We start from the raw sequence: 21,258 nt of genomic DNA, 5'->3' as shown, positions 1-21,258 counted from the left end.
CGGTAAAACCATTGGAATTAACGGCAAAGGGTAACAAAAAGTTACACCTGGAGCTATGAGTAAACACACTATTTTAGTCGTTATTTAGTTCAATCTTAAATAACGATAGAAGTGTTTAAAACATCCTGATCTAATCCAAAAGATGGGACTCAATATCCTTCACACTTTCCATCACTGCATAGGTACTGGTCTGTAATACAAAGGGCAGAGCCGAGATCTGTTCTCCCAACACCTGACGATAAGCTTCCATACCTGAAGTACGCACTTTAAGCAGATAATCAAAACCTGCAGCGATCATATGACACTGTTCCACCTCGGGAATCTGACGAACTGCCTCATTAAAGGCCTCCAAAGCGTTGCTTTTAGTATCACTTAATTTGACCTGCACAAAGGCTACATGACTGGCCCCCAAGCGCGTCTGGTTCACCAAGGCGACATAACCCAGAATATAGCCCTGCTCTTCCAGCTTCTTCATCCGTAACTGGCAAGGCGTTTTAGACAGGCCTACTCTTGAAGCAAGCTCTGTGACCGTCAGGCGGGCATTTTTCTGCAGTTCACGCAGAATGGCATGATCGATACGGTCCAGCTCATCATTCTTTTTCATAAATCTGTCGCTTATACAGTTACTTATCTTAGAACTTCAGTGAATCGTGGCTCAGCATACCACTACACGACCAAACAACAATAGCTACTTTCTCTATAAAACAAACACTGAATAGATATGAAGACTAAAAACAAGCATCAAAAATAGTCTATAGTTTTTTTAGCCACGAACAATTAGAGAAAAAGGCTATTTATTGCGGAATAGAATATCGCATCTTTGATATTTATTCCTCTTATGAAGGGTGTCGATATGACTCGGGTAACGAACACTACAACAAATGCCGATGTGAAACCGACCAGCGAAATCCGCAATCTGATTCGCGCGCACTATCTGGCTGATGAAAATAACACCGTGCCTGCTCTGATTGAGTTAGCGGGTCTGTCTGACAGCACACGTCAAACCATCTCAGCGGAAGCCGCTGAACTGATTCGCCGGGTACGTACCTCTGCCAAGCCATCCATGATGGAAAACTTCCTGGCAGAATATGGCCTGAGCACCAAAGAGGGTATCGCCCTGATGTGTCTGGCTGAAGCCCTGTTACGTGTACCCGATGCCGACACCATCGACGAACTGATTGAAGATAAAATTGTACCGGGCAAATGGCAGGAGCACCTGGGCCGCTCCGAATCCGCCCTGATCAATACCTCCACCTGGGGCCTGATGGTCACCGGTAAGCTGATCGCACCTGCCGATGAAAAAGGCCTGGCCAGCACCCTGCGCGGCATGATCAAGCGTATGGGTGAGCCTGTAGTACGTACTGCAGTGAAACAGGCGATGAAGGAACTGGGTCGCCAGTTTGTGCTGGGGCGCGATATTAAAGAAGCCACCGAGCGCGCCAAAAAGCAGGAAGGCCGTGGTTACAGCTACTCCTACGATATGCTGGGTGAAGCCGCCCGTACCGATAAAGATGCTCTGCGTTATCATCAGGCTTACGCCGATGCGATCAGTGCTCTGAAACCGGCTTGTGTCCATGCGGATATCCGTCAGAACCCAGGTATCTCCGTAAAACTATCGGCCCTGCACGCCCGTTACGAGTTTGGTAAACGTGAGCGTGTGATGGCAGAGCTGGTAGAACGTACCTACCAGCTGGCCCTGATGGCAAAAGACGCCAATATGGGCTTTAACATTGATGCGGAAGAAGCGGATCGTCTGGATCTGTCTTTAGATGTGATCGAAGCGGTTTTGTCCCGTCCCGAGCTTGCCGGCTGGAACGGTTTTGGCGTGGTGGTCCAGGCCTTTGGCCACCGCGCACCTTTTGTGCTGGATTGGCTGTACAGTCTGTCGGTGCAACTGGATCGTAAGATTATGGTACGTCTGGTTAAAGGCGCTTACTGGGATGCGGAAGTAAAACGCGCCCAGGTGATGGGCCTGGATGGCTTCCCGGTGTTTACCCGTAAGGTGAATACTGATGTGTCCTATATGGCTTGTGCCACCAAGCTACTGCAGATGACCGATCGCATCTACCCACAGTTTGCCACTCACAACGCCCACTCTGTGGCGGCGATTATGAATCTGGCTGACGATCTGGATAAGTTTGAATTCCAACGCCTGCACGGCATGGGCGAATCCCTGCATGATGTAGTGGTACAGGAGCAGAAAGTCCGCTGTCGTATCTACGCACCCGTGGGTGCACACCAGGATCTGTTGGCCTATCTGGTGCGTCGCCTGCTGGAAAACGGCGCGAACTCCTCGTTTGTAAACCAGATTGTCGATATCAATATCGCACCGGAGCAGATCGCCAAAGACCCGATTACCGTAGTGCAGGAGCTGGATGTAATCGCCAACCCGGCTATTACTCCAGCGGCTAAGCTCTACGGTGAAAAGCGCCGTAACGCCATCGGTTGGGATATTACCGATCCGGTTGAAGTGGCTGAACTGGATAAACAACGTGATGCTTTTGCTCAGACACAATGGCAGGCAAAACCTATGATTGCCGGTCAGGTGGAAGGTGCAGACAAAAAAGCGGTGATCAACCCCGCCGATCACCAGGATCAAGTGGGTGAAGTGGTTGAAGCCTCCGTTCAGGATGTGGAAACCGCCATTGCGGCAGCCAAAGCCGGTCAAGTAGCTTGGGCAGCGTTGCCGGTTAGCGAGCGTAGCGCCCGTATCCGCAAGTTTGCGGACCTGATGGAAGCCAATGCGGCAGAGCTGTTTGCCCTGGCAACGCGTGAAGCGGGTAAAACCCTACTGGATGGTATCGCCGAGATCCGTGAAGCAGTCGATTTTGCGCTGTATTACCCGAACGAAGCGGAGCTGCATGATAAAGATGGTCAGGCCCGTGGTGTGATCACCTGTATCTCGCCGTGGAACTTCCCGCTGGCGATCTTTGCCGGTCAGATCTGTGCCGCACTGGCGGCAGGTAACGCGGTACTGGCCAAGCCAGCCGAGCAAGCCACGCTAATGGCCGCCCGTGCCGTTGAGCTGATGCATGAAGCCGGTATCCCGCAGGATGTGATCCAGCTGCTACCGGGTACCGGTGCTGTCGTCGGTGCAGCGCTGACCTCTGATAGCCGCATTGATGGCGTGTGTTTTACCGGTTCCACGCCAACCGCTCAGCACATCAACCGAGCTATGGCCGATAATATGGCCCCGGATGCGCCGCTGATCGCCGAGACCGGTGGTATGAACACCATGATCGTCGATTCTACCGCGCTGCCTGAGCAGGTGATTCGTGATGTGCTGGCGTCTGCGTTCCAAAGTGCCGGTCAACGTTGTTCCGCCCTACGTGTACTGTATCTGCAGAAAGATATCGCCGAGCACACTCTGGAGATGCTGTACGGTGCCATGGAAGAGCTGACAATCGGCAACCCTTGGTTACTGAGCACCGATATCGGCCCTGTGATCGACGATATTGCGCGCAACAAGATTATGGCCCATATCCAGGCCTTCAGCGCTAAAGGCCGTTGCCTGAAAACCTTCGATGTGCCCGCAGGCGGCACCTTTGTGCCGCCAACGGTGATTCAGCTGGACAGCATCACTGAGCTGGAAGAGGAGATCTTTGGCCCGGTGCTGCATATCTGCACCTTTGAAGCCGGTGAGCTGGATCAGGTGATTGCGGATATCAACAGTCGCGGTTATGGCCTGACTTTTGGTCTGCATACCCGTATGGATACCCGCATCGACTACGTGACCAGCCGTATCAAGGTAGGTAACTGCTACGTCAATCGTAACCAGATTGGTGCGATTGTGGGTTCTCAGCCGTTCGGTGGTGAAGGCCTGTCCGGTACTGGTCCTAAGGCCGGCGGCCCCTTGTACGTGCGCCGCTTTAAGCAGATTGCCCCTGAAGCTTTAGTCACACAGACTGATACTGCGACTAGTGTCAGCCTAAACGAGCTGCAGAGCGCAGTTGATAGCCTGAAAGATCAAGCGGTGATGGAGAAAAGTGCGGCTCTGGCGCAGCTGAGTCAACATCTGCCACAAGCCAGCCTGGCATTGGATAGCTCTACACTAGATAACCCGGCTCTGCTGAATACCCGTGAGATGCCGGGACCGACCGGTGAGCTGAACCGTCTGAGCTGTCATGGTCGTGGTCTGGTTCTGTGTCTGGGCCCTGATCTGAACAGCGTCAGCCGTCAGATCGCTATGGCTCTGGCACAAGGCAACAAAGTCGTTGCCGTTGCACCGGGTGTGAAAGCGGTCACTGATGAGCTGGCTTTCGCAGGTCTGGCGGTAGTGGGTATTGAAGGCAATGTATCCGCTGAGCTGTTAAGTCAGGTACAAGGTGTTGATGCCATCAGCAGTATTGCGGATATCGGTGTATTGAAAGCGTACCGCCAGGCATTGGCACAACGTGACGGTGCACTACTGCCGCTGCTGACCGAAGTAAATCTGCCGGAGCGTTTTGTCCATGAGCGTCATCTGTGTGTGGATACCACGGCGGCAGGCGGTAATGCCAGTCTGATCGCCAGCAGCAACTAACCACTAAACCAGATAAGCTGTTATAGGTCGGAAAAGCCGCAAGGCGCCTTCCGACAATCACCCGGTATCGGAGTCAGTGTCGGATGGCGCTTCGCTTATCCAACCTACTCTGATATCAAGAAACTTATCGGGGATGGTATAACCACCTGAGATCAAGTGTTCAGGGTCGATAAATTCACTTGCCATGCCTTTATCGACCATAAAAAATCGCAGTACCTACGTATAACCCGGTTATACGCTGGCACTGCGATTTTTTGTTTCCCGCTATCGTTCGTATCATACAGGTTCCGCAATAAGCGAATACCGTCTGAACAACTTAACGCATTACCCGCCGACCGCTACAGACTGACGCTGTTTTCTTTTTGTGCAGGCTTTGCCGCATCTTCTGCATGTTGCAGGCAATACGCTCACCCTTCACTCTCAACGTCTGCTGAAATTCGATCATACGCACTTCAAGTGCCAGAGCACGACTGAAATCCGCCTGCTCCATCCGTGAGGTTTTTCTACTCATCCTTAGTGTCCTTGATTTGTACTAATTGTTATGGGATACCATGCCGTGAAAAACATGCAGGATACATACCATATCTATAGTATGACAGCCTTTACCGCTTCTTTATCAAGCCTTATACCGACCTTATGCCAGGCGCAGTAGCCGTCAGATTAATCGGACCCCCGCCCCATGCCAGGTTGTATCCAAGCTTGAATCACTCAGCTTAGCAGGGAATATGGATTTGTACCTGTAAACCACCCTCATCTCGGTTAGATAGCGCGACATGCCCGCCATGCAACAAAGCAATACTACGCACCACACTCAATCCCAGCCCCATGCCTCCTGTGGCTCGGTTTCTGGAACCTTCCACACGATAGAAAGGGGTAAACACCTGTTCAAACAGGGCTTCATCAATACCGGGGCCGTCATCGGTCACCGTTAATACAATCCAGCGGATACCGGTATCGGAGCGTGTTTCCTGTTTCAGCACCACGTGGGCACTCTCAGCGTATTTCACCGCATTTTCCAACACATTACTGACCATCCGGCGAAATCCCATCGGCTTGCATTCACAAACCAAACGCTCAGGCAGATCACAGGTCATCCCGGCCCCCTGATCAATCAGGTCATCACATAAGCTTTGAACCAAACTGGCCAGGTCGGTGGCTTTGCTCGGCTCGTTTTGCACATCATCCCGGGCAAAGTTCATGGTAGCATTCAACATCTGCTCCATATCCGTAAGGGTGTTCAGCATCTTGTGCTGGATCTCTTCATCACTGACAAACTCCGACTGCAACCTGAGTTTGGTAATCGGCGTACGCAGATCATGGGAGATCGCCGCCAGCATCAGCATACGGTCTTTAATAAAACGCTGCTGGCGTTCCTGCATACTGTTAAACGCCTGAATAGTGGTGCGCACCTCACGGGCGCCTTCTTCAGCCAAGGGCTCGCTATCCATACCGCGGCCAATCCGGTTCGCCGCCCGGGCCAACTTCTGCAGAGGCCGGGTATTACTGCGTAATATCCATAGCATAATGGCTACGACAATAAACCCGACAATGACCAGACCCACGGCAGAGCGCCAGCGCCACACCAGCAATTCATCGACACTACCGGCACGAATGTTCAGCCAGCGTTGATCAGGCAAGAGTACAGAGATACTCAACTCATAAGGGGGGGCTTCGCCTGACAGATAGCCAAAGCGGCGAAAGTCACGATAGCGCTTATCGCTTTTGTGGTGATCATCTGAGGCTTCGTTTTTATCCCGATCCTTATCTCTGTCATCGTCATGATCTTCGTCATCATCATCGTCATCCCTCGATGGTGATGCCTGCTTGCGCCAGTAGATACGATTCTCCCCCTGAAAAGAGCGACCCCGGTTATTGGTGCCGACGTATTCATCCGTGTCACAATCAAAATCCTTGGGCAACAGGTAGCGTTCATAGGTCACCCTGATCTTTTGCTCAGGCTGGCGCAGAGTTTTTTCATACAGTTTCTGTCGCATCTCCAGAGCACCACGGGAAGCCGCCAGGCCAGCGGGCACCAGGGCATCAGTAGAGATCAATACTGCCAGTTGAGGGGTTTCAGTCGCCTTCAGGATCGCCCGGTACTGGTAAGGTTCGGACTGATCCATCAGACTAATCAGATTGGCGATACGCTGAACCTGTAAACGAATACCGGCGTTGCTGATCAGGGTGTTTCTATCCTGCAGATACACAAGCACACTGACCAACTGCACCAGCACCAGCGTTACCAGCATCAGCAGTATCAAACGACTTCTGAGACTTTCCGGCCTGAGCTTTTTCAGCCTGGCCAGTTTGCTACATTTTGGCATAAGATTCTGTCGTGGGATCTCTTAATCAATCAATAAACCGAGGGGGCCAAGTAAACCACTTGGATTCAAGTAACGCCTGCCCCTATCCGCCTATCCGTTCCCGTGGATATTCTCAACATCCGCACTGAAGCTGTAACCCCCACCCCAGATAGTTTTAATCAGCTCCGGTTTCTTCGGGTCCCGCTCCAGTTTGCGCCTGAGCCGACTCACCAGAGTATCAATTGAGCGATCAAACAGCTGAGCATTACGACCACGAGCCAGATCCAGCAGCTGATCACGGGTGAGTACCCGTTGTGGATGTTCAAGAAAAGCCTGTAGCAGGTCAAACTCTGCGGTACTGAGCGAGAGGGTAATACCTTCTTCATCCAGTAACTCCCGTTTATGCAGATCCAGTAACCAGCGATCAAAGCGCACCTGGCTTTGTTCAGGGGCAGACTGGTGTCTGTGATAGTCCGGCAGGCTGCGAGTACGGCGCAGCACCGATTTTATCCGCGCCAGTAACTCCCTCGGACTAAAAGGTTTTGCCAGATAGTCGTCGGCCCCCATCTCCAGACCGATAATGCGATCCGTCTCATCACCCATTGCCGTCAACATGATTACGGGCAGATTGGAGTGACTACGCAACTTACGGCACAGGACCAGGCCATCTTCACCCGGCATCATCAGATCCAGCACAATCAGGTCAATGTTGTGACTGGCCAACACCCTTTCCATCGCTTTGCCATCTTCAGCCAAAGAAGTACGGCAGCCATGGTTTTGCAGGAAGCGACTGAGCAGCTCACGGATCTCCTGCTCATCATCAACAATCAGAATATGGGGATTATCAGGGTTCAAGTGGCACCACCAGAAGTGTCGATCTTACAGCGCTTACGGCCATCCCTGACCCGGCTTTTTAGTGTCTGTTACCCACCGTCGTATTAACGATACTAACGGCCATGTTTCTACTATAACCGAGTCAAAAGCAAAAACTTTGACAAAGTATGTCAAATTTCCGTTTTGCCATAATTTGCTGCAAAAAAGGTTGTTTTTGACAAAGTTCAGCGACATTTCAGCGTTTTAATAACCTCATCGCAAGGCCAGAGACACTCTGTACAAACGAGCGTCTGAATTAAGTGGCCGGGATATGACAAACAGAATTCACCATAACGAGCTGCAAGCTGACGTGCTTATTGATCAGGTTCCGTAAGCATCCTCCGTCCAATCAGCTCTTGTACTCAGTGACGAGGTAAGATTATGAAAAACAATCACATTGCTAAACTCATCGGTTCTCTGGCTGCGGCAGGCGTACTGTCGATGACTCTGGCATCACCGGTTATCGCGGACTGGGATGATGACGACAATGACTGCCGCAAAGGCGATAAAAGCAGCTACCACACTAAAGGTCATCACAAGGGGCGGGATTACTACAAAGGTAATCAAAACCTGGAGTTGAACGCTGATGAAGTACGTACTCTGGTCACTTCGCGCCTGATCTACCGGGGTAATGATCGCCTGAAAGTGGGTGAAATTAAAAAAGGCGAAAAAAATACTTACCAGGTTGAAATCGTAACCCTGGACAACTCCCTGGTAGAAATACTGACCATCAGTGGAGCCACTGGTTTCCCTGTGGCACAGCGCTGATCTAAAGCCCATGCTGACCGGTATGGGCACAGCACCACCGATTCACTTTACTCGCTTTAACCTGCCCATCGACACTGCGATGCTTTGGGCAGGTCTTTTTATTCACCACTATTGGAGTGATCGCTTTACGGCCACTTCATACCCAGGCTTCATCAGGGGGAAGCGCCCCCATAAAAGGATGAGTAACAGGATCATCATCATGAGCCATAGCCATAGTCTTCGCGCAGAAGACGACATCAACAGCCCAACTGTATCGCCCGTTTTAGATCGTCTGACCATAGCTCTGCACTGGCTGGTCGGCTGGAGTATTATAGGCCTGCTCGCTCTCGGCATCTATATGGAAGAAAACAATGCTTATCATCTGTATGGCCTGCACAAGTCATTGGGAGCTTTGATCTTTATTGTCATCGTGATTCGTGCCTGGCGACGGGTGCGTCAGGGCTGGCCTAAGCCGGTCAATGAGTACACCCGTATGGAACAACGACTATCCAAGATCACTCATTATGTGCTCTTGATCGGCAGCGTACTGATTCCTTTGTCAGGCCTGGTGATGACCATCGCCGGTGGACGTGGTCTGGAGGTTTTTGGCCTGGAAGTGATCGGTGCCAATATTGATCCGGCAAACCCGGATAAACCCCTGCCACTAGTCGCGCCATTAGCGGGTATTGCACATCAGATGCACGGTATGGTCAGCAACCTGGTCATTGTAGCTCTGGTACTGCATATTATCGGCGCACTGAAACACCATATGATTGATAAGGATAACACCCTGAAACGTATGCTGGGTCGGTAATATTAAAGGGCATCAATATAACTGAATCGGAGTGATGCTTGTGTAATACCATTCCCGATAAGTTTCTTGATATCAGAGTAAGTTGAATAAGCGAAGCGCCATCCGACATTGGCTCCGGTATCTGATGATTGTCGGAAGGCGCCTTGCGGCTTTTCCAATCTACAACAACTTATCTTGTTTGGTATAAGCCTCACTCCGCAACAAGTAAGGTTAACGCTGGCAATAACCTTCCAGCTGTTGCAGTAACTTCAGACATTGAGTCTGATCCAGCACCAGAAAGGTCTCTTCCTGGTCACTCTTATCCTGCAAAGCAGCAGTCAATAGCCCCAGATGATTCGGGTGTAAGCCATAACCTTCCTGCAAACGGCCATTTCGCACCAGCGCATAATTCAATGCGGGTAAACGATCACGATTAGGTAAGCTCAATTTGCTGACCCGCGCCAAACTAGTCGCCACATTACGATTTAAACCCTCGCCAAAAGGCAGATCGGTTAACGGCAGAATCAACAACTGTTCAATCAAACTGGCCTGCTGTACACGCAGTTGCAGCCAGTCATAGAGATGATGAATACGTTGTAGCTGGCGCTGCTCCTGAGTCAAAGGTTGCCAGGTCAGCTGCTGTTTTAGCTGATCCAAAGAGCTGGCAAAGTAGACCCAGTGTTGCAGCTGCACTTTCTCCTGCTCAGGGATCGAGGTCAGACAGTCCTGAGCCAGATGCTCATGCAGACAACGACTTTCCTGAGCGGAGTGTAAAGAAACCTGATAGTGCCACACTTTATTTTGCCATTCCTGAGCGATGGCAAAGGGCACATTGCTGTAAAACTGTTGCGGCAGAGCGCTTGGCGCTAAGCTATCCCATTGCGGTGCAGGTGATGGGCCTGTATTCGTCGGCAGTGAGGCAAGCTGGGGGTCATTGGGGAGGGAACAATTAACTGTATCATCGGCGCGGGAAGAAAGCGCTGAGGTTAAAACAGGTAGATGTTGCAGAAGCGTATCGAGGGGGAAGCGGCACAAGTGGCCCAGACAATCGCCAACGGCGAAGAAAGATTGAAACGCGTGATTATCGACAGAGGTATTGTGAGCAAACATGGCAATTTTCCTGATTTAAAACGGCTAACGGATCGACGGCTGAATGTGCAAAGGTGGTGCGTTTCATGGTGTTCATCATTGGCATCATAATTTTGCCCATAATCATGGTTTTCATGACGTTTTCCTCAAAGTAATGCGCGGTTATGCGCTGAAGTTTTTAAAATCAAAAAAGATAAAGCTTACAGTTATAAAAAGCAGAAAAACCGGCGAGAGACCGGTTTTTCTGCTGGATGGATTTATTGATAACACGAGATAAAACACGCTGGCAAGTAGCTACTGGCCTTTATTGTTAAACCGCTTTAGCTATTGATCACTACGATTATCAATTCAGTGCCGTATCAAATCACCCGGATATCAACTTGTTTCAATTTACTGCGCCATCCATTCACGCCTTGAGCCTTGAATAGCTGCCAGTTATAAAGTCTGAATATCTTCACCCGCGGCCCGTTTATTACGGAACACCCTTTTCTCAATTTCCACCAGTACAAAGACACTGGAACTGATCAGCGCAATCACCAACCAATCGCCAAAGCTGATGGCTTCGGTCGCAAACAGCGTCTGCATGGGACTTGTATAGGTAAACAGCAGCTGAAATACCAACAGGATGCCAATGGCATACAGGGCGATACGGTTACCCAGGATACCCGCTTTATTCACCACAGATTCAATAAAGAAGCGGGAGTTAAACAGGTAGAAAATCTCAAACATTACCAGGGTATTGACCGCGATAGTCCTGGCATATTCAACACTGTAGCCATTGCTCTGATACCACAGGAAAAGACCAAAAGTGCCGCAGACCAGAATCATACCCACAAACAGGGTACGCCAGATCAAAAAGCCCGATAACAACGGTGCTTTTGGATCCCGCGGAGGCCGCTCCATGACATTTTTCTCAGCAGGTTCAAACGCCAGTGCCAACGCCAGGGTGACGGCGGTGATCATATTGACCCACAGGATCTGTACCGGCGTAATGGGTAACACGGTACCGAGCAGAATCGCTGCCATAATACTCAGTGCCTCACCGGCATTGGTGGGCAGGATAAACAGAATCGCTTTTTTCAGGTTATCGTAAACGGTGCGCCCCTCTTCCACCGCACGGGCAATGGTAGCGAAGTTATCATCCGCCAATACCATCTCGGCGGCTTCCTTGGACACCTCGGTACCATTAATCCCCATGGCGATTCCCACATCGGCACGCCGCAGTGCGGGGGCATCGTTCACACCGTCACCGGTCATCGCGACCACATTACCGTTAGCTTGCAGAGCTGAAACCAGGCGCAGTTTATGCTCAGGGCTGGTACGGGCAAAAACGTCCACATCCCCAACAACCTTACGCAGTTCATCATCGCTCATCTCTTCCAGCTCGGCTCCCGTCAGCGCGGTTTGACCATCGCCGATATTCATCTGAGCACCAATAGCCTTGGCGGTATCCACATGGTCACCGGTGATCATCTTCACCCGGATACCCGCGCTATGGCACTGTTTTACTGCGGCAATCGCTTCATCCCGTGGTGGATCGATCATCGCCACTAAGCCGATCAGACACAGGCCTTCATTCAGATCGCTAAAGCTCAGTTCCATATGCTCAGCGGGTACCGCTTTGGCGGCAATCGCCAATACACGCTGGCCCTGAGAGGCCATCGACTGCATTCGTTGCAGCCATAAACTACGGTCGATAATGGTTTGACGGCTGCCCGCGTCACAACGCTGGAACTGACACATATCCAGCACTCGCTCCGGTGCACCTTTTAGGTAGATGACACCATGACCGGCATGATCATGGTGCAGAGTCGCCATATACTTATGTTCGGATTCAAACGGGATAATATCGGTTCGCGGGTACTCTTCCTGCTCAAAATGGGGATCAAGACCGGCTTTCATCGCCAGGGTAATCAGCGCGCCCTCTGTGGGATCACCGACCAGCTGCCATTGCTCTACTGAGCCAGAGGCACCTGCTTCATCCTTTTTCGAAACCTTTTTTGAAAGACTGGCATCATTACAGAGCATCACCGCACGTACCAGTTCCTGCAGCTGAGGCTCGTTATCACTGTCCTGAGTCTCACCGTCGCGGATAAAGCTGCCGTGTGGATCGTAACCGGAACCTGTGACCTCGAACAGTTGATCCGCCAGTACAACCGTGCGTACCGTCATCTCGTTACGGGTCAGAGTACCGGTTTTATCGGAGCAGATATTACTCACCGACCCCAAAGTCTCTACCGCAGGCAAACGACGAATCACCGCACTATGGCGAGCCATCTGTTGTACACCGATGGCCAGGGTGATAGTCATAATCGCCGGCAGACCCTCTGGAATCGCCGCTACCGCCAGGCCAACCGCCGCCAGGAATGTCTCTGACCCAGTCATATCCTGCAGCCAGACGCCGTAAACAAAGGTAAAGCTCGCCAGTACCAAAACAGCCAGACTGAGCCATTTCGCCAGCTGATCCACCTCACGCAGCAGCGGGGTTTCCAGGGTCTGAACTTCACTCAACAGCTGGTTGATACGACCAATCTCGGTTTTAGCACCTGTACCGACGACGACACCAATGGCATGACCATAGGTCACCAAGGTGCCCGAGTAAGCCATATTGCCACGATCAGCAACTACAGTATCTTCCGTTAGCTGTGAGTGATGCTTTTCGACCGGGACAGATTCTCCGGTCAGAATAGATTCATCAATGCGCAGATCATGCACATTGATCAGGCGAATATCCGCAGGGATCTTATCGCCGGACTGCAGCGTCAGAATATCGCCGGGCACCAGCTGATCGGCATCCAGCGAGATATAGCTGCCATCCCGTTTCACCATCGCCTGGTGAGACAGCATATTGCGGATCGCATCCAGCGCTTTCTCTGCTTTACCCTCCTGCACCACACCGATAATGGCGTTAACAATCACCACAGCAGCAATGACAGCCGTATCGATCCAGTGCCCCAGCATCGCCGTTGTTGCTCCGGCGGCCAGCAAGACATAGATCAGAATATTATGGAATTGCAGTAAGAAACGCTCCAGCAGGCTTTTCTTTGGCGGTGCGGGCAGGCTGTTCGGCCCGTACCTCAGCAACCGATCCTGAGCGGAGGTACTGTCCAGGCCGGACTTTTCATCCGTCTGCAGTTGCTCCAGCGTGACCGCTTGATTGATGGCATGCCACTGAATGGCGGCACCTTCGATTTCTATCTGTTCCCTGGCTGACATCTGTTTACCACCTGGCTTAAGCCTGATCGATGAGAAAGACCTTAACTCCCAATATCTTTCGTTATAAAGGGATCGCTCATGTACATGTAGTAGTAAACCGGATATTTATTGCAATGCAGTAACAGAAGCGGACTTTTGCTCAGAGAGAGCTGTGTTTTAACACGGCCCCTGATTAACACAAGCCCTGAGCGGTCTTTGACCGATAGAAGAGGCCTGCAATCTAAAAACAGTCAACAATAGGAAAAAACTATCATAACCATCCAAATATTATACTTCTATTATCGAAGCAGACTTTTTATAGTGTACTCATACTTTGAAACGCACTACTGACTTAAGGCATAGGCTCTACTCATTTTCCCCTATGCCTAACCCAGGGAGATCAAACGATGTTAGACAATCGCGAAGGCCAGAATGTACCTCAAGTGACTTTTAACACCCGTAAGAACAATGAGTGGGTTCAGATCACCACAGATGATCTGTTTAAAGGAAAAAATGTCATTCTGTTTGCACTGCCGGGAGCCTTTACCCCGACCTGTTCCAGTACTCACCTGCCACGTTATAACGAACTGGCACCGGTTTTTCAGGCTAACGGTATTGATGACATCATCTGCTTGTCCGTGAACGATCCGTTTGTGATGGATGCCTGGGCGGGTGATCAAAACGCCGAACACATCACCATGTTGCCAGACGGCAATGGCGACTTCAGCCGCGGTATGGGTATGCTGGTCAACAAAGCTGACCTGGGTTTTGGTGAGCGCAGCTGGCGTTACGCCATGCTGGTGCGCGATGGCGTAATCGAAAAAATGTTTATCGAACCCGACGTGCCGGGCGATCCGTTTGAGGTATCAGACGCCGATACCATGCTGAACTACCTGAACCCGGAAGCGCAGCCGCCAAAACGCATTACGCTGATCGGTAAACCAGGTTGTAGCCACTGCACCCGCGCCAAAGCAGCCCTGAACGAGCGTGGTATGAAGTTTGAAGAGATCACGGTTGGTAGTCATGGCGTCAGCCTAGCGACTTTACATGCGGTATCGGGCCGGGGCACCACCCCTCAGGTATTTATTGAAGGCGAACATATTGGCGGGGCAGATGAACTGGAAAGCTGGTTAGCCAACCAATAAAGTTTAAAGATTCTGCTTAAGATAGCTCAGAGCAGCGAAGTGATTCTCCACTTGAGCCAGGCAGGCCTTTTGGCCTGCCGACTCAGAGCCATCTTCATTGTAATACCGACGAGGTTAAACAAGGTTATCCCGCGATTACAGAAGATCGGCCCATTATAAAGACGCATCAACAAAAAGGGCTATTTAACTTCCTGGGTATCGGTAACCAGCGGTTGGTAACCGGCATTACGCACCTCATCCAGTAAGGCTTCCACTTCATGCTCACGCACATTGATCATCTTCAGTGTTTCCCCGCCCAGATGCAGGCTGCTTTCCATCGCTTCAGGGAACGCGTGTGTGGCTCCCGCTTCCTGCAGACTATGGCAGGCTTCCAGATCTTTTGCCCGGGAAATAATCGGCACATTCGGATAATCAGTACGGGTATGATGAATCGCTCTTAATGCCGACGGTGTATGGTCAATGGTCATTACGACCAGCGAGGCTTCACGCAGGTGTGCCGCCTCCAGCAGATGGGCGTCACCGACATCACCATAATACACCGGCATATCCAGTTCCTGTCCCTTAGTCACATGGTTAGGATTGGTATCAAAAGCGATAAAAGGCACACCACGGGCTTTTAACAGGGTGGCAACGGTATAACCGACTCGACCAAAACCACCGATGACGACACGACCTGTTTTATTATCGGACGGCAGTTCAATCTCATCTGCTTTACTTGGCTTAACCGGTTTGCGACGGTTAGAAACCTTGTTTACCGTATCTGCAGCTTTCATCATCAGCGGAGTAATCGCCATAGACACCGAGATCACGCCCACGGCTAATACAAAGGTTTCATCGCTGATCACCTGCAGTGCCTTGGCAGAACCAAACAGGACAAAGCCAAACTCACCACTTTGCGACAGTAGCAGAGCAATACGCATTGCTTTGTCCCGATTAAAGCCAAAGGCCATACTCAAACCGATCAGTACCGCAAACTTCAGTGCGATAATCACGATAATGTGTTGAATAAACAGACCTGGTTGCTCACCTAATGCCGCGATATCAATCGACATACCCACAGCAACAAAAAACAGGCTCATCAGCATGCCTTTGTAGGGTTCGATCAGTGCCTGAACCTGAATACGGTAGTTTGAGCTGGACAGCAGCATCCCCATAATAAAGGCACCCAGCGCCATGGAGATACCAGCATAGTGCATGGTCCAGGCCGCCAGGAATACCGCCAGTAGTACCACAAGCAGGAAGCCCTCTTTATTGCCACGACGGGACAGTTGGTCCAGTGCCACCGGCAGCACATAACGACCAAAAACGCCGATCAGCGCCAGCATGCCGAAGACCGTTGCCACCTGTTGCCACACAGGCACTTCAGATAGCTGACCTGTGGTGGACAAAATCGGCACAATAGCCAACAGAGGGACAATGGCCAGATCCTGCATCAACAGAATCGCAAAAGAAGCCGAACCGTGACGACTGGTGATCTCGCCGCTCTCCTGCAGCATCTGCAATACCATCGCCGTGGAAGACAGCGCAAAGGTCATACCGATCAACAGAGCCGCCGCCCAGTTGGGTTCAAACATAGAGAAATAGAGGCCGATCACCGCACCTGAGACCAGAATCTGTAATAGCCCTAAACCAAAGACCTCCCGGCGCATCGCCCAGAGTTTGGCCGGCTTCATCTCCAAACCGATCAGAAATAACAGCAGCACCACGCCCAGCTCAGTGAAATGACGCACATCTTCCACATTTTCGGTGACATAAGGCCCCCCGGTATAAGGACCGACAGCAATCCCTGCCACCAGCAAGCCCAAAATCGAGCCTAAACCAAAATGTTTAAACAGAGCCACGGCCAGTGAGGTGGCTATCAGCACCATCAAGGCCGAGGTGATAAAGGTTTCCAGATGCATGTGTTATCCCATTGTCCGCTGCAATTCGTGATCACGGTATCGGCAATCCTGACTAGAAAGTTTACTTAACCGCTTCATTTGTATGGCTATTTACGACATTATTTTACTCTGAAAGTGCCCTATGAACTGTAAAATTCGCTATGTCCCGTGCAAAAAAACGTTAACAGCCGCCACCCCGTTAAATGTCATTTTAGTTCGTCATTTAATATCCGTGTCGTGCATCATCGTCTTGTGCAGCGACACAACCCAGCTAATCAAACGACCGATTAAGATAGAATTTCACTTTAGAATTTCTAAACACCGAATAAAAAAGCAAATTCCAATACCTATTGATAGATATATGACCTAATTCGGCCACAATAAAAGAAAAAAACACTATCTAGACTTAGGTAGAATAACTGCCGCACCATAACATTAATAATACAGCGCCAAGGCGCTTCCTCTGAGGGGAGGCATTTTACATGCAAGCATTTGTCGATTTTATGAACGGCATCATCTGGAGTCCGGCTTTGATCTATCTCTGCCTGGGCGCCGGTCTGTTTTACTCCATCATGACACGATTTGTTCAGGTCAGACATTTTTCCGAAATGTGGCGTTTGCTATTTTCCGGAAAAAGCTCTGATAAAGGCATCTCGTCTTTCCAGGCATTAGCGGTTTCTCTGTCTGGTCGTGTGGGTACAGGTAATATCGCGGGTGTAGCCGCTGCTATCGGTTTTGGTGGACCAGGTGCAGTATTCTGGATGTGGGTTGTGGCCTTCCTGGGCGCAGCAACCGCTTATGCAGAATCTACGCTGGCGCAGATCTATAAAGAAGAGCAAGACGGCCAGTATCGTGGTGGTCCTGCGTACTACATCGAAAAAGCGATGGGCCAGAAATGGTATGCTGTGATTTTTGCGATCGCGACCATTGCGGCCTGTGGTATTTTCCTGCCGGGTGTCCAGGCCAACAGTATTGGTAACGCGGTTGAAACGGCATTTGGTCCAGGTACCATGATCGCAACCGGTTTCGGTGAGGTCAGCTCTGCCAAGATTATGACGGGTGTTGCGGTTGTACTGATCCTGGGCTTTATCATCTTCGGTGGTGTTAAACGTATCGCTCGCTTCACTGAAGTGGTTGTACCTTTCATGGCACTGGGTTACATCATCATCGCTTGTACTATCGTTCTGCTGAATATTGATCAACTGCCAGGCGTAATTGGTATGATTCTGGGCGATGCCTTTACGCCTATGGCGGGTATTGGTGCTGCGATTGGTTGGGGTGTAAAACGTGGTGTTTACTCCAACGAAGCCGGTCAGGGTACTGGCCCTCACGCAGCGGCAGCGGCTGAAGTACAGCACCCTGCACAGCAAGGTCTGGTTCAGGCGTTCTCTGTATACATCGATACTCTGTTCGTATGTTCTGCGACTGCATTTATGATCCTGATCACTGGTGCGTACAACGTACACGGTGTGGGTGATACCTTCCTGGTTCAGAACGTAGCAGCCGATGCAGCCGCTAACAGCCCTATCTTTACCCAGATGGCGATTGAAAGCGTACTGCCTGGCGTAGGTAAACCGTTTGTAGCGCTGGCGCTGTTCTTCTTCTCCTTCACCACGATTCTGGCGTACTACTACATTGCTGAAACCAATGTGGCGTACCTGAAACGTTCCGTTAACCTGCCGGGTGTGATCTTTGCCCTGAAAGTCACCATCATGGGTGCCACTTTCTACGGTGCAATCAAAACTGCCAACCTGGCATGGGCGATGGGTGACGTAGGTGTAGGCATGATGGCCTGGCTGAACATCGTTGGTATTCTGATCATCTTCTTTATGTCCAAGCCTGCTCTGAAAGCACTGCAGGACTATGAAGCACAACAGAAAGCTGGCGTGACTGATTACACCTTTGATCCGGAAAAGCTGGGCATCAAAAACGCTCACTTCTGGGATAAGCGGAAAGCAGAGAATAAAGCTAAAGAGGCTGAGTCGGCTTAATCGCCCACAATCTCTTAGCTTTATCAGCTAAGCGCTAACAGAACCCTCGGTAGTGCCGGGGGTTCTGTCGTTTTAGCCCACAGAAACGCCCAATCCTCTAACCCTCCAATCCTCTAAGCGATAGACACAGACCTTTTTTCAGCCCGTACCTTAAGCCCATACCTTTCTTACTTAAGCACCTCACTAAATTAGTAGCTGCGACATTGACACTCTATCTCCTCCCTCTTTCCTTCTACGATGTGTAGCCGGGGATGGCAAGATGGATGTTGGTGGACTTATCTTTTGCTATGCGGCCGTATCTGACTCTTATGCTTTTCTAAACACCGCTGCTACACTGATTATAGGAAAATGCCCGCACCATCTGGCTTTTATATCCTTGATGTTAATCAAATGGTTAAGAAAAACAGAGCATTGTCACAAAAATGAAATGTTTTTATTGCTAACGTAACACAAGCTTACTTTTTATTAGACTAAAGCTTTAATTTATCCACTAAACAGGATAATAATTAACTGATACAGGGATAGTTAAATAATCATTTAATAAAAAAGGACTGCCGATAAGAAAAATGATAGCCACAAAGCTGAACCCACATCCTTTAAAGATTGAAGCGTCCTATGAAAATTAAAAATAGAATTGCACTGGCGACAGGTGCTTGTCTTGCACTTTCCTCTGTCATCTTACTGGCCGCAGTAGCATGGAGTAACAACAAGGTTGAAACCCAAACCGCAGGCCTTGTGAGTGAGGAGTTAACACAAAAGGCCCGTGCTCAGCTGTCAGCCCTGGCAGCAGCTCAGGCTGGTAAAACCGCTTCTGAGCTGAATCGCGCCCTGTATGTTGCCAAAGGACTGGCCGACACCATGAGTAGCTTTATTGAGCAAAGTGGTCGCCAAACACCCCGCACCCCATTTTATAACTACACCAAATCGATGTTGGTCCAGAACGATAATGTGATGGGAACCTATATTGCCTGGTTGCCCAATGCTGTTGATGGCCAGGATAAAGCCAATATCGGTGAAGTTCACACCTTCGATAATGGTCAGTTTGCCCCATACTGGTATCGAAATACTGACGGTAGCCTGGGCTATCGCCCTCTTAATCTGAAAACCGTGTATGAAAACATTGAGAAAGGCAGCACCGATTCAGCCTGGTACACCTGTCCCGTAGATACCGGAAAGACCTGCCTGGCTGAGCCCTACTCCTGGGAAGTCGGTGGCCGTACTATCGTAGGCACCTCTATCACTCTGCCACTGCTGGTCGATGGCCAGGTAAAGGGTATGGCTGGTATCGATATGGAGCTGAGCTTCCTGACTCAGTTAGCCGAAAATGCCGATCAATCACTATACAATGGTCAAGGTCAGGTGATTCTGCTAAGTAACACCGGTTTGGTTGCAGCTGATTCTGACAGCCAACTGGCATTAGCCAAGACCTATAGCGGTAAGCATAAAGATCAGTTGCTGGGTTTCGTTAAACAGGGGCAGAAACAGATGCTGCAGCTGGATGGCGAATTCTGGGCTGTCGAGCCGATTCAGCTACCCGGTGTGAATACCCCATGGGCCGTAGTGATTCGCCTGAATGAGAACCTTGTTCTGGCCGGAGCTATTCTTACAAAAGAAAGCATGGCGACTGAATTTAACGAAAGCATGGTCTCTCTGGTTCTGATCGGTGCTGTGATTGCCGGCCTTGGCATTGTACTACTGATGGGTATTGCCCATGGTATTGCTGCGCCAATTGGTCGTGCAGCAGGTATGATCAATCAGCTAGCCTCTCAGGACGGCGACCTGACCCAGCGTCTGAAACTGCAAAGAGCTGATGAAGTGGGTGATCTGGCCCGTGGCATCGATGCCTTCATCGAGAAAACTCACGGTATTGTCAAAGATATTGCGGCTGAGATGGGCAATGTCGAAGGCTCGGCCAAACGTGCTGCCGAGATTTCCAATAGCAGTACACTGGGTATTGAAAAACAACGGGCGGAAGTCGATCAGATCGCCACCGCTATTAACGAACTGGCCGCCTCGGCCGGTGAGGTGGCTCAAATTGCCACAACCACTGCCACCTCTTCCAGCGAAGCAAAACACTCGGTGGATAGCAGTGCAGTTAACGTGGATGAAAGTGCCCGCTCGATTAAAGAGTTGTCGGACCAGATCTCCAGTACGTCTGAGCTGATGGATCAATTGGCACAGGACAGCGATAACATTAGCCAGATTGTTGAAACCATTCAGGGTATCTCTGAACAGACCAACCTGCTGGCTCTGAACGCTGCAATTGAAGCGGCTCGTGCCGGTGAATCCGGCCGTGGCTTTGCCGTCGTAGCCGATGAAGTGCGTAACCTGGCCTCAAAAACTCAAGCCTCGACTGAAGAGATTCAGGCACTGATTGATCGTTTACAGCAGCGTAGCAGGAGTGCATTGCAAGCGATGCAGAAAGGTAACGAACAATCAGAGATGTGTCTGGAGCTGGCAGAAGAAGCCTCTAATCATCTACGACAGGTTGTGACGGCCATTGCCGAAATCGACAACACCACCACTCAGATGGCCAGTGTCGTTGAAGAGCAACGAGCAGTAACTGAGGATATTACCCGCAATATCGTTAATATCAGTGATGAAACCGCTCTGGTTGCCGATGGGGCGACTGCAGCGAATGACGAGAGTCAGTCACTGCTGAATCTGGTGAAAAAACTGGAAGGCCAACTGGGACGTTTCCGTTACTAGTAACGTTGATC

At 50.5% G+C, this 21,258-nt stretch carries 14 protein-coding genes; 6 read left to right on the top strand and 8 right to left on the bottom strand.

Going from position 1 to position 21,258, the window contains the following annotated elements:
* Positions 1 to 130: 130 nt before the first annotated feature.
* Positions 131 to 604, bottom strand: coding sequence for an Lrp/AsnC ligand binding domain-containing protein (locus tag H579_RS0100335; RefSeq protein WP_036564923.1), 474 nt, complete (start codon positions 602 to 604; stop codon positions 131 to 133).
* Positions 605 to 853: 249 nt separating this feature from the next.
* On the opposite strand from H579_RS0100335, the gene putA reads away from it, so the two are divergent.
* Entirely contained in the window at positions 854 to 4,522 is a 3,669-nt protein-coding gene (putA, locus tag H579_RS0100330; protein ID WP_102049249.1) for a bifunctional proline dehydrogenase/L-glutamate gamma-semialdehyde dehydrogenase PutA, read from the top strand.
* Positions 4,523 to 4,579: 57 nt separating this feature from the next.
* Here putA and H579_RS29795 read toward each other — a convergent pair whose 3' ends face one another.
* From H579_RS29795 to H579_RS0100310, 4 genes are all read right to left on the bottom strand, one after another.
* Positions 4,580 to 4,708, bottom strand: a complete 129-nt coding sequence (locus tag H579_RS29795; RefSeq protein ID WP_281166984.1) for a hypothetical protein — start codon at positions 4,706 to 4,708, stop codon at positions 4,580 to 4,582.
* A gap of 130 nt (positions 4,709 to 4,838) precedes the next feature.
* A complete protein-coding gene (locus H579_RS29010; protein ID WP_157834521.1) occupies positions 4,839 to 5,033 on the bottom strand; it encodes a hypothetical protein in 195 nt (64 codons plus the stop codon).
* Between the two features lie 202 nt (positions 5,034 to 5,235).
* Entirely contained in the window at positions 5,236 to 6,846 is a 1,611-nt protein-coding gene (locus H579_RS27470; protein WP_051227166.1) for an ATP-binding protein, read from the bottom strand.
* Between the two features lie 90 nt (positions 6,847 to 6,936).
* Positions 6,937 to 7,680, bottom strand: a complete 744-nt coding sequence (locus H579_RS0100310) for a response regulator (RefSeq protein WP_028299010.1) — start codon at positions 7,678 to 7,680, stop codon at positions 6,937 to 6,939.
* A 399-nt stretch (positions 7,681 to 8,079) separates the two neighbouring features.
* Between H579_RS0100310 and H579_RS0100305 the strand changes: the two genes are divergently transcribed.
* Positions 8,080 to 8,466 (top strand): hypothetical protein, encoded by a 387-nt coding sequence (locus H579_RS0100305; protein ID WP_028299009.1) that lies wholly within the window; start codon positions 8,080 to 8,082, stop codon positions 8,464 to 8,466.
* A 199-nt stretch (positions 8,467 to 8,665) separates the two neighbouring features.
* The gene (locus H579_RS0100300; protein WP_051227165.1) at positions 8,666 to 9,259 is read left to right on the top strand and encodes a cytochrome b; all 594 of its coding nucleotides are present in this window, start codon (positions 8,666 to 8,668) and stop codon (positions 9,257 to 9,259) included.
* A gap of 210 nt (positions 9,260 to 9,469) precedes the next feature.
* On the opposite strand, the gene H579_RS0100295 is transcribed toward H579_RS0100300, so the two are convergent.
* Entirely contained in the window at positions 9,470 to 10,348 is an 879-nt protein-coding gene (locus H579_RS0100295; RefSeq protein ID WP_028299007.1) for a hypothetical protein, read from the bottom strand.
* Between the two features lie 414 nt (positions 10,349 to 10,762).
* Entirely contained in the window at positions 10,763 to 13,543 is a 2,781-nt protein-coding gene (locus H579_RS0100285; RefSeq protein ID WP_051227164.1) for a cation-transporting P-type ATPase, read from the bottom strand.
* Between the two features lie 386 nt (positions 13,544 to 13,929).
* Between H579_RS0100285 and H579_RS0100280 the strand changes: the two genes are divergently transcribed.
* Positions 13,930 to 14,667, top strand: coding sequence for a glutathione peroxidase (locus tag H579_RS0100280; protein ID WP_028299004.1), 738 nt, complete (start codon positions 13,930 to 13,932; stop codon positions 14,665 to 14,667).
* A 179-nt stretch (positions 14,668 to 14,846) separates the two neighbouring features.
* Here H579_RS0100280 and H579_RS0100275 read toward each other — a convergent pair whose 3' ends face one another.
* Positions 14,847 to 16,568: a cation:proton antiporter domain-containing protein gene (locus H579_RS0100275; RefSeq protein ID WP_028299003.1), complete on the bottom strand. Its 1,722-nt coding sequence runs from the start codon at positions 16,566 to 16,568 to the stop codon at positions 14,847 to 14,849.
* Positions 16,569 to 17,029: 461 nt separating this feature from the next.
* Here H579_RS0100275 and H579_RS0100270 point away from each other — a divergent pair, with 461 nt between their 5' ends.
* Positions 17,030 to 18,538 carry an alanine/glycine:cation symporter family protein gene (locus H579_RS0100270; RefSeq protein ID WP_028299002.1) on the top strand — a complete coding sequence of 503 codons (1,509 nt, stop codon included), beginning with the start codon at positions 17,030 to 17,032 and terminating at the stop codon, positions 18,536 to 18,538.
* A gap of 615 nt (positions 18,539 to 19,153) precedes the next feature.
* Positions 19,154 to 21,247: a methyl-accepting chemotaxis protein gene (locus H579_RS0100265; RefSeq protein ID WP_028299001.1), complete on the top strand. Its 2,094-nt coding sequence runs from the start codon at positions 19,154 to 19,156 to the stop codon at positions 21,245 to 21,247.
* Positions 21,248 to 21,258 lie beyond the last annotated feature (11 nt).

It is taken from the genome of Oceanospirillum beijerinckii DSM 7166, assembly GCF_000422425.1.
GTDB classification, from domain to species: Bacteria; Pseudomonadota; Gammaproteobacteria; order Pseudomonadales; family Halomonadaceae; genus Oceanospirillum; species Oceanospirillum beijerinckii.
Note: the sequence above shows the minus strand (reverse complement) of the source record. Positions and strands in the feature narration are given on the sequence as shown.

Excerpts from the sequence above, each read along its gene's own strand:
- H579_RS0100335 (WP_036564923.1), bottom strand. The coding sequence starts at position 604 with ATGAAAAAGAATGATGAGCTGGACCGTATCGATCATGCCATTCTGCGT.
- H579_RS0100265 (WP_028299001.1), top strand. The coding sequence starts at position 19,154 with ATGAAAATTAAAAATAGAATTGCACTGGCGACAGGTGCTTGTCTTGCA.
- H579_RS0100305 (WP_028299009.1), top strand. The coding sequence starts at position 8,080 with ATGAAAAACAATCACATTGCTAAACTCATCGGTTCTCTGGCTGCGGCA.
- H579_RS27470 (WP_051227166.1), bottom strand. The coding sequence starts at position 6,846 with ATGCCAAAATGTAGCAAACTGGCCAGGCTGAAAAAGCTCAGGCCGGAA.
- H579_RS0100280 (WP_028299004.1), top strand. The coding sequence starts at position 13,930 with ATGTTAGACAATCGCGAAGGCCAGAATGTACCTCAAGTGACTTTTAAC.
- H579_RS0100270 (WP_028299002.1), top strand. The coding sequence starts at position 17,030 with ATGCAAGCATTTGTCGATTTTATGAACGGCATCATCTGGAGTCCGGCT.
- putA (WP_102049249.1), top strand. The coding sequence starts at position 854 with ATGACTCGGGTAACGAACACTACAACAAATGCCGATGTGAAACCGACC.
- H579_RS0100300 (WP_051227165.1), top strand. The coding sequence starts at position 8,666 with ATGAGCCATAGCCATAGTCTTCGCGCAGAAGACGACATCAACAGCCCA.
- H579_RS0100285 (WP_051227164.1), bottom strand. The coding sequence starts at position 13,543 with ATGTCAGCCAGGGAACAGATAGAAATCGAAGGTGCCGCCATTCAGTGG.
- H579_RS29795 (WP_281166984.1), bottom strand. The coding sequence starts at position 4,708 with ATGGCAAGTGAATTTATCGACCCTGAACACTTGATCTCAGGTGGTTAT.
- H579_RS29010 (WP_157834521.1), bottom strand. The coding sequence starts at position 5,033 with ATGAGTAGAAAAACCTCACGGATGGAGCAGGCGGATTTCAGTCGTGCT.
- H579_RS0100275 (WP_028299003.1), bottom strand. The coding sequence starts at position 16,568 with ATGCATCTGGAAACCTTTATCACCTCGGCCTTGATGGTGCTGATAGCC.
- H579_RS0100295 (WP_028299007.1), bottom strand. The coding sequence starts at position 10,348 with ATGTTTGCTCACAATACCTCTGTCGATAATCACGCGTTTCAATCTTTC.